The 10,375-nt window shown below is 69.7% G+C and carries 11 protein-coding genes and 1 riboswitch; of the genes, 5 read left to right on the top strand and 6 right to left on the bottom strand.

Annotated elements, in window-relative coordinates:
* Nucleotides 1–143: 143 nt before the first annotated feature.
* A complete protein-coding gene (locus GT030_RS11680; RefSeq protein ID WP_161201044.1) occupies nucleotides 144–545 on the top strand; it encodes a hypothetical protein in 402 nt (133 codons plus the stop codon).
* A gap of 76 nt (nucleotides 546–621) precedes the next feature.
* Here the strand turns inward: GT030_RS11680 and GT030_RS11675 are convergent, their stop codons facing one another.
* Nucleotides 622–1,050, bottom strand: a complete 429-nt coding sequence (locus GT030_RS11675) for a hypothetical protein (protein ID WP_161201043.1) — start codon at nucleotides 1,048–1,050, stop codon at nucleotides 622–624.
* 490 nt (nucleotides 1,051–1,540) lie between these two features.
* Complete coding sequence (locus GT030_RS11670) at nucleotides 1,541–1,759, bottom strand: hypothetical protein (RefSeq protein WP_161201042.1); 219 nt, start codon at nucleotides 1,757–1,759, stop codon at nucleotides 1,541–1,543.
* Between the two features lie 175 nt (nucleotides 1,760–1,934).
* Between GT030_RS11670 and rlmN the strand changes: the two genes are divergently transcribed.
* The 4 genes from rlmN (at nucleotide 1,935) to GT030_RS11650 (ending at nucleotide 7,018) form a co-directional block, all read left to right on the top strand.
* Complete coding sequence (gene rlmN / locus GT030_RS11665; protein WP_086693790.1) at nucleotides 1,935–3,041, top strand: 23S rRNA (adenine(2503)-C(2))-methyltransferase RlmN; 1,107 nt, start codon at nucleotides 1,935–1,937, stop codon at nucleotides 3,039–3,041.
* Between the two features lie 42 nt (nucleotides 3,042–3,083).
* Nucleotides 3,084–3,191, top strand: a riboswitch (TPP riboswitch).
* A 79-nt stretch (nucleotides 3,192–3,270) separates the two neighbouring features.
* The gene (locus tag GT030_RS11660; protein WP_161201041.1) at nucleotides 3,271–4,344 is read left to right on the top strand and encodes a thiamine ABC transporter substrate-binding protein; all 1,074 of its coding nucleotides are present in this window, start codon (nucleotides 3,271–3,273) and stop codon (nucleotides 4,342–4,344) included.
* Between the two features lie 50 nt (nucleotides 4,345–4,394).
* Nucleotides 4,395–5,996, top strand: a complete 1,602-nt coding sequence (locus tag GT030_RS11655; RefSeq protein ID WP_161201040.1) for an iron ABC transporter permease — start codon at nucleotides 4,395–4,397, stop codon at nucleotides 5,994–5,996.
* Entirely contained in the window at nucleotides 5,996–7,018 is a 1,023-nt protein-coding gene (locus tag GT030_RS11650; RefSeq protein WP_161201039.1) for an ABC transporter ATP-binding protein, read from the top strand. The genes GT030_RS11655 and GT030_RS11650 overlap by 1 nt, the downstream gene beginning before the upstream one ends.
* 73 nt (nucleotides 7,019–7,091) lie before the next feature.
* Here GT030_RS11650 and GT030_RS11645 read toward each other — a convergent pair whose 3' ends face one another.
* The 4 genes from GT030_RS11645 to GT030_RS11630 all read right to left on the bottom strand — a co-directional run bounded on the left by GT030_RS11645 (nucleotide 7,092) and on the right by GT030_RS11630 (nucleotide 10,092).
* Nucleotides 7,092–7,796 (bottom strand): LAETG motif-containing sortase-dependent surface protein, encoded by a 705-nt coding sequence (locus tag GT030_RS11645; RefSeq protein WP_202459983.1) that lies wholly within the window; start codon nucleotides 7,794–7,796, stop codon nucleotides 7,092–7,094.
* 158 nt (nucleotides 7,797–7,954) lie between these two features.
* Nucleotides 7,955–9,082, bottom strand: a complete 1,128-nt coding sequence (locus tag GT030_RS11640) for an LOG family protein (protein ID WP_161201038.1) — start codon at nucleotides 9,080–9,082, stop codon at nucleotides 7,955–7,957.
* 46 nt (nucleotides 9,083–9,128) lie between these two features.
* The gene (locus tag GT030_RS11635; RefSeq protein WP_161201037.1) at nucleotides 9,129–9,686 is read right to left on the bottom strand and encodes an AAA family ATPase; all 558 of its coding nucleotides are present in this window, start codon (nucleotides 9,684–9,686) and stop codon (nucleotides 9,129–9,131) included.
* Nucleotides 9,687–9,696: 10 nt separating this feature from the next.
* Nucleotides 9,697–10,092, bottom strand: coding sequence for a VOC family protein (locus GT030_RS11630; RefSeq protein WP_161201036.1), 396 nt, complete (start codon nucleotides 10,090–10,092; stop codon nucleotides 9,697–9,699).
* Between the last annotated feature and the right edge of the window lie 283 nt (nucleotides 10,093–10,375).

The raw sequence follows: 10,375 nt of genomic DNA, 5'->3' as shown, positions 1-10,375 counted from the left end.
CCACGCCCGCTCCACGGTGTGTGGGTCGACGGCAGACGGGATGGGAGCTGGGGTGAGTGGTGGGTTCAGGAGGCGAGGCCAGGTAACTCAAGTACTCAAAACCCCCAGGTTGGGGTTGACTGCCCTGACCTAGACTCCCTGCCGTGGCATATGAACTGAACTCCCTACTTAGCCGCCTCGTTGGCTTCGAGCTGTACTCGGTGCAGTTTGTCGCGGACTACGTCCAACTGCGGTTCGAGGGTTCGACCGACGACATGCCCGTCCTCACATGCGACGTGTTGCCAACGGTCACGCTGTCTGGACAACAGTTCTCACCAACGGAAACCGGCTGGGCCAACGCGCTGCGTGGACTTATCTTCCAGAAGGTGACCGCCACCTACGAGGAGACCGGAATCGGAATCAAGGTCGACTTCGTGACCGGCTCCGTCCAGTTGCACCCCACCGAGGATGAGCTCGTCGGTCCAGAGATCGCGCGGCTGTGCGGTTTCGAGGATCCCATCTTCATGGTTTGGCGCCCCGGCGAAGATGCCTTCGAGGACCTGTAACGCCACGAGGCCATGATGCGGACCAGCAGCCGCTAAAACCGACCGCGTGGGTAGCCGCGGGCCGGGGCGGCGGGGGTCAGCCCTTGGGACCAGAGCGGTACATTCCGATGGCGGGCCAGGTGTCCGAGGTGACCCGCCCGCCCGTGTACACCTGGGCAGCCTGCTCAGCTTTGACCCACTCGCCATGGCAGACGTAATCCTCGATGCCCTTGTCGGCCTTGCTGCGGATCACGTTGATGCCGTAGTTCAACGGGCCGTGGATGGTTTTGGCGTAGTCCTGAATGGCTGCTTTGGCGCTGTCCACAGTGGCGGTCGGGATGACGAGGTCTACACTGCCGACCCCGGACTTCTCGATCTTGTTCCCCACCGTGTAGGCCGGTGCCTTGGGCGTGTCCACCACCTTGGGTGTCTCCACCGCCTTGTCCTCCTGGTCGCTGCTACTGCACGCGGTGAGCGTGGCGAGGAGCAGGCCGACCGTCATGATGGCTGTGGTGCTGGTGCGCATGGTCCCCCAGGGATGTCGTATGAGGAGGACATCATCTCGGGCAGACTGGGGGCGCCTGCGGGTGGGGAGGGCGAAGATCCCGAGCTTGAATTGCGGTTCGGTGCGGAGACCCCCGTCGCGTCATACCGAGCCCCTTGCGATCAACCTGACAGGGACGAGCCCTGGGGGCGGTACAGCAGTGAAGTACAGCAACCACAGCAACCGCCCCCGGTCGGCAACGCACTTACAGGACCTCAGCGCAACCGGTATGACCGCCACCGACCGATCCACATAGAGCTACGGATCAGAAGGTGGCCGTGCCCCAACCGTGCCCGATCCAGCGGGGAACCACGGGGAACAGCGGGCAGTCACAGCGCGCGGATATGAGAACGGCCCCCGACCGGACATCCAGGTCAGGGGCCGTTCTCACTGCTCATCGTGCGGAGGCGGTGGGATTTGAACCCACGGTGACATCGCTGCCACGACGGTTTTCAAGATCGTGGCGCTTGGTTCACGAGTAGAAGTTCGCCCAGTACTCCTCGTGACTCTTGGTGAAGTCGGCCGGACGTTCCCGTCGCAACACCTCGTAGCGTGCGGCGTAGGCGTCGAGGGCTTCCTGTAGAGAGCAGCCGAGGTGAGCACGTAGCGCCTTCAGCCCGAGGATGATCCGCCCAGCGACGATCATGTCGTCGGCCACGCCTGCATCCGTCTCGCTGTTGCCAGAAACCATAGGGTGATCACACCCCAGCCCCCACAGCCAGGTCAACGCGTTATCCCGCGCTCTTTCGGGGCCGTCCCTGGGCCGTCCGAGGCCGCCCAACAGTGACCGACGACGACCACTACCGACAGTCGTGGCAGCGGACAGCCGCAGGTCACCCAATTGGATCTGCGACACTGGTACAGCCATGCCTAAGCCCGGAGAACTCACTTTCGTTGCCCCCCGCGGAGCCAAGAAGCCGCCGCGGCATCTCGCTGATCTTTCGCCCGCTGAGCGGAAGGACGCTGTCGCGGAGGCGGGGGAGAAGCCGTTTCGTGCCAAGCAGCTCTCGCAGCACTACTTCGCGCGGTACGCGCACGACCCCGAGCAGTGGACGGACATCCCGGCCGGCTCGCGGGAGAAGCTGCGGGAGGCGCTATTCCCGGAGCTGATGTCGGTGGTCCGGCACCTGGCCACGGACCAGGGGACCACCCGTAAGACCCTGTGGCGGCTGTTCGACGGCACGCTCGTGGAGTCGGTGCTGATGCGGTACCCGGACCGGGTCACCATGTGCATCAGCAGCCAGGCCGGGTGCGGGATGAACTGTCCGTTCTGCGCGACCGGGCAGGCAGGGTTGGACCGGAATCTGTCCACCGCCGAGATCGTGCACCAGATCGTGGACGGCATGCGGGCGCTGAGGGACGGCGAGGTGCCCGGCGGGCCCGCGCGGCTCTCCAACATCGTCTTCATGGGCATGGGCGAGCCGCTCGCCAACTACAAGCGCGTGGTCGGCGCCATCCGGGCCCTCACCGACCCCGCCCCCGACGGCCTCGGGCTGTCCCAGCGCGGCATCACCGTGTCGACGGTCGGCCTGGTCCCCGCCATCCACCGCTTCGCCGACGAGGGCTTCAAGTGCCGGCTGGCGATCTCCCTGCACGCCCCCGACGACGAACTGCGCGACACCCTCGTCCCCGTGAACACGCGGTGGAAGGTGCGCGAGGTGCTGGACGCCGGGTTCGAGTACGCGGAGAAGTCGGGCCGCCGGCTGTCCATCGAGTACGCCCTGATCCGGGACATCAACGACCAGGCGTGGCGTGGCGACCGGCTCGGCCGGATGCTCAAGGGCAGGCCCGTGCACGTCAACCTGATCCCGCTCAACCCCACCCCCGGCTCCAAGTGGACCGCCTCCCGTCCCGAGGACGAGAAGGCGTTCGTGGAGGCCATCGCGGCGCACGGCGTGCCGGTGACCGTCCGGGACACCCGCGGTCAGGAGATCGACGGGGCATGTGGCCAGCTCGCGGCCACCGAGCGGTAACCTGGGCCGGTCAGTACAACGTCATACCAGTCATACATCTGCATATTCCGACAGGGGAGCGCCACAGCGCTGAGAGTGCGGCAACCAGGCCGCAGACCCTCTGAACCTCGCCCAGGTCATTCTGGGTAGGAAGTTCGGTCATCACTCAAGCTGTTGTGCCCTGCCCGGCCTCCCTCGCGGAGTCCGGGCAGGGCCGCGTCTCTTCCTGGCCCACCCAGGAGGACCACCAGTGCACACCAAGACCTTCGTGGCCGCGGCGGTCGGCCTCGGCCTGCTCACGCTCTCCGCGTGCGGGTCCACCGACACCAAGGGGGCCGCGGACACCAAGACCGTGACCCTGGTCAGCCACGACTCGTGGGCCGCGTCCAAGAACGTGATTGCGGACTTCGAGAAGCAGTCCGGCTACAAGGTGCGCGTCCTCAAGGACGGCGACGCCGGGCAGGCCGTCAACAAGGCGATCCTGACCAAGGACAACCCGCAGGGCGACGTCTTCTTCGGCGTCGACAACACCCTGCTCTCCCGCGCCCTCGACAACGGCCTCTTCCAGCCGTACGCCGCCAAGGGCCTCGGTCAGGTCGACCCCGCCTTCCAGCTCGACGCGGCGGGGCACCGCGTCACCCCGGTCGACCACGGCGACATCTGCGTCAACTACGACAAGGCCTACTTCACCGAGCACAAGCTGAAGCCGCCGCGCACCTTCGCCGACCTCGCGGACCCGAAGTACAAGAACCTCCTGGTCACCGAGAACGCCGCCACCTCCTCGCCCGGCCTCGGCTTCCTGCTCGGCAGCGCGGCCAGTTACGGCGACAAGGGCTGGGAGGCGTACTGGAAGAAGCTGAAGGCCAACGGCGTCAAGGTCGTCGACGGCTGGGAGCAGGCGTACTACCAGGAGTTCTCCGGCTCCTCCGAGGGCAGGAAGGCGGGCGGCGACCGGCCGCTCGTCGTGTCGTACGCCTCCTCGCCGCCCGCCGAGGTGATCTACGCCAAGAAGAAGCCGAAGACCGCCCCGACCGGCGTCTCGGACGGCACCTGCTTCCGGCAGGTCGAGTTCGCCGGCCTGCTCAGCCACGCGAAGAACCCCGCGGGCGGCAAGGCGTTCCTCGACTTCCTGCTGTCGAAGCAGTTCCAGCAGGACATGCCGCTGAACATGTTCGTGTACCCGGTGATCAAGGACGCGAAGGTCCCCGCCGAGTTCACCGAGTACGGGCCCGCCGTCAAGGACCCGGCGACCATGGCGCCCGAGAAGATCGCCGCCAACCGCGACCAGTGGGTCAGCTCGTGGACGTCACTCGTTCTGAAGTAACGGCAGCGGCCGGACGCCGAGGCCGGGGGAGCGCGGCGCGGCTGGGGCTCATGGCCCTGCCCGTCGCGTTCTTCGCGCTGTTCTTCGCCTGGCCCGTCGCCGCGATCACGGCGCGCGGGCTGAAGGCCGACGGCACCTGGCACCTCGGACGGTTCGCCGAGGTGCTGGGCCGCTCCGACATCCGGCACGTGCTCTGGTTCACCACCTGGCAGGCCCTCGCCTCCACCGCGCTCACCCTGCTGATCGCGCTGCCCGCCGCCTGGGTCTTCGCCCGGCTGGAGTTCCCCGGCAAACAGGTGCTGCGGGCCGTGGTCACCGTGCCGTTCGTGCTGCCCACGGTGGTCGTCGGCACCGCCTTCCTCGCCCTAGTCGGCCACGGCGGACTGCTGGACGAACTGTGGGGCGTCCGGCTGGACACCACGGTCTGGGCGATCCTCATCGCGCACGTCTTCTTCAACTACGCCGTCGTCGTCCGCACCGTCGGCGGGCTCTGGGGACAGCTCGACCCCCGGCAGGAGGAGGCCGCCCGGATGCTCGGCGCCTCCCCGCTGCGCGCCTGGCGCCAGGTGACCCTGCCCGCGCTGGCGCCCGCCGTGGCCGCCGCCGCGCTGATGGTCTTCCTGTTCACCTTCACCTCCTTCGGCGTGGTCCAGATCCTCGGCGGGCCCACCTTCTCCACCCTGGAGGTGGAGATCTACCGCCAGACCTCCGAGGTCTTCGACCTGACCACGGCAGCCGTCCTCACCCTGGTGCAGTTCGCCGCGGTCGGCGCGATCCTCGCGGTGCACGCCTGGACGGTACGGCGCCGGGAGACCGCGCTGCGCCTGGTCGACGCCTCCGTCACCGCCCGCCGTCCGCGCGGCGCCGGCCAGTGGGCGCTGCTCGGCGGGGTGCTCGCCACCGTCGCGGTGCTGCTGGTGCTGCCGCTCGGCGTGCTGGTGCGCCGCTCGCTGGACGCGCCGGGCCTCGGCTTCTACCGGGCACTGACCGACGCAGACGGCGGTACGTTCCTGGTGGCGCCGCTGCACGCGGTGTGGACCTCGCTGGAATACGCGGTCGCCGCCACCGGTATCGCCCTGGTGGTCGGCGCCCTGGCCGCCGCGGCGCTGGCCCGCCGGGACGCCGGCCCGCTGATGCGCGGGTTCGACGCGCTGTTGATGCTGCCGCTCGGCGTCTCCGCCGTGACGGTCGGCTTCGGCTTCCTGATCGCGCTGGACGAGCCGCCGCTGGACCTGCGCCAGTCCTGGTTCCTGGTCCCGCTCGCCCAGGCACTGGTCGGCGCCCCCTTCGTCGTACGGACCATGCTGCCGGTGCTGCGCGCGGTGGACACCCGGCTCAGGGAGGCGGCGGCCGTGCTCGGGGCGTCGCCCTGGCGGGTGTGGCGGGAGGTCGATCTGCCCTTGGTGCGGCGGGCGTTGCTGATCGCGGCGGGCTTCGCCTTCGCGGTGTCGCTCGGCGAGTTCGGGGCGACCGTGTTCATCGCCCGGCCCGACAACCCCACACTGCCGGTCGCGGTGGCCCGGCTGCTGAGCCGGCCGGGGGAGCTGAACTACGGCCAGGCGATGGCCCTTTCCACGATTCTCATGGTGGTCTGCGCGGCCGCGCTGCTCCTGCTGGAGCGGCTGCGCACCGACCGGACGGGGGAGTTCTGATGCTGCTGAGCCTGAAGGAGGCGACCGTCCGTCTCGGCGGGCGGCCGGTGCTCGACACGGTGGACCTCGGTGTCGCCGAGCACGAGGTGGTGTGCGTGCTCGGGCCCAGCGGCAGCGGCAAGTCGACACTGCTGCGGAGCGTGGCAGGCCTCCAACCCCTCTCCTCGGGGCGGGTGTTGCTCGATGGCCGGGACCAGGCGGGGGTGCCCGCGCACCGGCGCGGGGTGGGGCTGATGTTCCAGGACCATCAGCTCTTCCCGCAGCGGGACGTGGGCGGCAATGTCGCCTTCGGGCTCCGCATGCACGGCATGCCCAAGCATCAACGGGAGCTCCAGGTAAGGGAGTTGCTGGAGCTGGTCGGGCTGCCCGGCGCGGCCCGGCGGGCGGTGGCCGGGCTGTCGGGCGGGGAGCAGCAGCGGGTCGCCCTGGCGCGGGCGCTCGCGCCCCGGCCGAGGCTGCTGATGCTGGACGAGCCGCTCGGGCAGCTGGACCGTTCGCTGCGGGAGCGGCTGGTGGTCGAACTCCGGGAACTCTTCAGCCGGTTGGGCACCACCGTGCTCGCTGTCACCCACGACCAGGGCGAGGCGTTCGCGCTGGCCGACCGGGTGGTGGTGATGCGGGACGGACGGATCGCGCAGTCCGGGACCCCGCTGGAGGTGTGGCGCAGGCCGGCCGACGCCTTCGTGGCCCGCTTCCTCGGCTTCGAGAACGTGGTTCCGGCGAGCGTGACCGGGGCGGCCGCCGACACCCCGTGGGGCAAGCTGCCCGTGCCCGAGGGGTCACCGCAGGGCACCGGGGAGCTGCTGGTGCGGCCCGCCGGGGTGCGGCTCGTGGGTGTCGGTGAGGGGCTCGCCTGCACGGTGAGCGCCCGCACCTTCAAGGGCACCCACGTGGCGCTCCGGCTCCAGCCACGCGACGGCGGTCCGCACCTGGAGGCGGCCTGCCCGCTGCGCGAGGCGCCGGAGACCGGCGCCGAGACCGGGGTGGAGTTCGACGCGGCGGAGACCGTCGTACTCGGCTGACCCGCGAAATGACAGCGGCCCGCCCCCGTGCGTGACGGGGACGGGCCGCTGTCGGCTACGGCGGGCGGAAGCGTCAGCTACCGCTCTTCGCGCCACGGCGGCGCATGCCGAAGTACACCGCGCCACCGCCGACGACGACGAGGGCACCGGCGACACCGGCGATCAGGCCGGTGTTGGAGTTCGCACCGGTCTCGGCGAGGTTGGAGTCACCGATCGCCGCGGAGGGGGCGTTGCTCGGCGCCTCGGACACCGGGGCGGCGGCGCTGCTGCTCTCGCTCGCGGACGGGGTGGCGCTGTCCTCGGCCGGAGCCGACGCGGACGGGGTCGGCGCCGGGGACTGGGAGGCGGGCGGCGTGGGGGAGGGGGACTCCTCCTTCTTGCACGCGGTCGCCGGAGCCGTCAGGTTGGGCTCGATGTTCTTGTTGTCGATGAAGCGGGGCACGTTGACGTTGACGCGGTAGACCGCACCGGGCGCCCAGTCCTCGTCGAAGACGATCGTGGCGCCCTCCTTGGTGCCGGTCACCACCTGCTCGCCGATCTTCTTCTCGTCGGCGCCGTTGTTCTCGAGGAACACCGAGACGGTGGCCTTCTGGCCGGAGAAGTCGCGGTCGGTGACGGTGATCTGGCCCTTCTCACCCTTGCACGTGGCCTCGGCCTTGAACTCGCCGATGTTGCAGGCGAGAGCCTGACCGGAGACACCCAGGACCAGGGCGGCCGACGCGGAGGCCAGGCCCAGGATGCGCACGGAGCGGCGCGCGTTACGGCGGGATATGGACAAGTCATGTCCTTTGCTGAGTGCAGAACTGCGGGGGGCAGACGGGGAGTTGGAGCGGCAGACGGAGCGGAGCCCCAGCATCCCCACAAGACACACAGGTTTATAAGCGCGCCATAAGCATGTCAATGCGTGGGCGGCCAACGGGCGTTGACTTTACCTTCTTATTGCTCGGCGAGACGTTTCAACGCGTCGGAAGCCAGCTCGATCCGGCCAACCAGGGCGATACGGGACTCCATCGGCCGTTCCCGTGCCAACGCCCGCAGCAGTGGCCAGGTGGGGAGCTTCTCGGTCCAGTGCTCCTCGTCCACCAGCACCATGGGCGTCGGATTGCCGCGCGAGCCGTAATAGTTGGGCGTGGCGTTGTCGAAGATCTCCTGTACGGTCCCGGCCGCGCCCGGCAGGAACACCACCCCGGCGTTGGAGCGGGCCAGCAGGCCGTCCTCGCGGGTGGCGTTGGCGAAGTACTTGCCGAGGTGGGAGGCGAACGCGTTGGGCGGCTCGTGCCCGTAGAACCAGGTCGGGATGCCCACCGAGCCGCCCCCGTCGGGCCAGCGTTCCCGCACCTCGAAGGCGGCCCGCGCCCAGTCCGTCACGGACGGGGTGAAGGAGGGCGCCTTGGCCAGAATCAGGAGGGCCTCGGTCAGCATCCCGTCCTCGAACGGTGCCGCGTACGCCCCGAGGTTGGCCGCCTCCATCGCGCCCGGGCCGCCCCCGGTCGCCACCGTGAAGCCGGCGCGGGCCAGTTCGCGGCCGAGCCGGGCCGCACCCGCGTACTCCTCGGTGCCACGGGCCATCGCGTGGCCGCCCATGACGCCCACCACCCGGGCGCCGGTGAGGAGTTCGTCCAGCGCGTCGGAGATGGAATCGTCGTGGACCGCGCGCAGCATCGAGGCGAGGATGTCGCCGTCGGACTTGGTCCGCTGGAACCAGGCGTACGCCAGCGCGTCCGGTGTCGCCTCGTATCCGTCGGCCAGCGAGGCGAACAACTCCTCGGGGGTGTAGACGCAGCCGCGGTACGGGTCGAAAGGCAGGCCCGGCACTGAAGGGAACACCAGGGCGCCATGGGCGGTGAGGTGCGCGGCCGCGCGGAGGTGCATGGGGCACCCGAGGAAGACGGCGCCGGAGGTGTCCAGCCTCAGCAGGTCCTCCGTACGGCCGGTCAGGTCGACGGCCTGCACGCGGAACCCCGCGAGTGTCCCGTGCGCGGCGACGACGGCGTCGAACTCCGCCAGCGACTCGATCTCGTGGTCCGGGGCGACCTCTTCGGGCCGGGCGGGTATCGGAGGCATCCGCACATGCTAGTGCGGTCCCGTCCCGCTCCCCGGCCCCGCCTCATCACTCGATGGAGTACCGGGCCCGCAGCCGGCTGAAGGCGGTCGGGGCCGGCCGGTGGGGGAGGAAGTCCCGGATGCGCTCGGCGCAGGCGCGCGGGGACGCGGTGCTCGTGTCGCACTCCAGGTCGTAGTCGCCGTGGGCGTGGACGAGGTCATACTGCAAGGCGGCGAGGCCCGCCTCCCGGTCACCGCGGGCCCGCTCGCGCCGCTCCAGCTCCTCCCGTGCGCAGTGGACACCCACGAAGACCACGTCCTCGGGAGGCAGTACGGTCAGGCAGTCGGTCAGCCGCCACGGCTCGCTGAGTACGTGGTCCACCACCAGGTCGTTGCCCACCCCGGCCATGGCCGCGACCGAACGGTGGAAGCCGAGGCGGGTCCGGCGCAGCGCGGCGTCGAACTCGTCTCGGGACAGCTCCCGCTGGGCCCGCATCGCGTTGAAGGCGTCCACCGAGAGGTGGGAGTACACGCCGTCGTCCAGGAGGCAGAGCAGCTCGCGCGCGATGCTCGACTTCCCGGAACTCGACGTGCCGTTGAGGAAGATGATCCGGCCGGGTGTCATGCGGGCATGGTCACCCCTGGAGGGCGGCGGGGTCCATCCACATGACCTCCCAGGTGTGGCCGTCGAGGTCGTCGAAGGCGCGGCCGTACATGAAGCCGTGGTCCTGGGTCCGGCCGTGCGAGGTGCCGCCCGCCGCGATGGCCTTCTCCACCAGCTCGTCCACCTTCTCGCGGCTCTCCGCGCTCAGACAGAGCAGGGTCTCGCTGGAGGTGCGGGAGTCCACGATCTCCTTCTGGGTGAACTGGGCGTAGTGCGCGGGCGACAGGAACATCGCCACGATGGTGTCGCTGATCATCACGCTGACCACTTCGTCCGTGCTGAACTGCTCGTTGATGCCGTAACCCAGGTCGCTGTAGAACTTCCGGGTGGCGGGCACGTCGGCGGTGACCAGGTTCACGAAGATCATCTGCTGGTACGTCGGTTCTCCCCTGCTACAAGTGCGCGAGCTGCTTTCGCCGGTATAGACGACGGGCCGCCGGAGAACTCATCGGCGGCCCGCGAACTTTCTTTCCCGCTCGTCCCTCAGCGCGTCGGCGGCAGCGCCGACAGGTAGGCGATCAGCAGGGTGAGCGGTACGAACAGGGCGATCAGCGCGGCGGCCCGCAGGGCGGCGGAGCCCCGCAGCATGGTGGCCGGGGCGCCGAGGCGGAGCAGCGCGGCCGTGGTGCCGGCGCGGGACTGGCGGGTCT

It is taken from the genome of Streptomyces sp. SID1328, assembly GCF_009865595.1.
Classification (GTDB): Bacteria; Actinomycetota; Actinomycetes; order Streptomycetales; family Streptomycetaceae; genus Streptomyces; species Streptomyces griseoluteus.
The sequence above is the reverse complement of the archived record's forward strand: the minus strand, read 5'-3'. Positions and strand labels throughout refer to the sequence as shown.

Excerpts from the sequence above, each read along its gene's own strand:
- GT030_RS11675 (WP_161201043.1), bottom strand. The coding sequence starts at position 1,050 with ATGCGCACCAGCACCACAGCCATCATGACGGTCGGCCTGCTCCTCGCC.
- GT030_RS11650 (WP_161201039.1), top strand. The coding sequence starts at position 5,996 with ATGCTGCTGAGCCTGAAGGAGGCGACCGTCCGTCTCGGCGGGCGGCCG.
- GT030_RS11630 (WP_161201036.1), bottom strand. The coding sequence starts at position 10,092 with ATGATCTTCGTGAACCTGGTCACCGCCGACGTGCCCGCCACCCGGAAG.
- GT030_RS11640 (WP_161201038.1), bottom strand. The coding sequence starts at position 9,082 with ATGCCTCCGATACCCGCCCGGCCCGAAGAGGTCGCCCCGGACCACGAG.
- GT030_RS11635 (WP_161201037.1), bottom strand. The coding sequence starts at position 9,686 with ATGACACCCGGCCGGATCATCTTCCTCAACGGCACGTCGAGTTCCGGG.
- GT030_RS11670 (WP_161201042.1), bottom strand. The coding sequence starts at position 1,759 with ATGGTTTCTGGCAACAGCGAGACGGATGCAGGCGTGGCCGACGACATG.
- rlmN (WP_086693790.1), top strand. The coding sequence starts at position 1,935 with ATGCCTAAGCCCGGAGAACTCACTTTCGTTGCCCCCCGCGGAGCCAAG.
- GT030_RS11655 (WP_161201040.1), top strand. The coding sequence starts at position 4,395 with ATGGCCCTGCCCGTCGCGTTCTTCGCGCTGTTCTTCGCCTGGCCCGTC.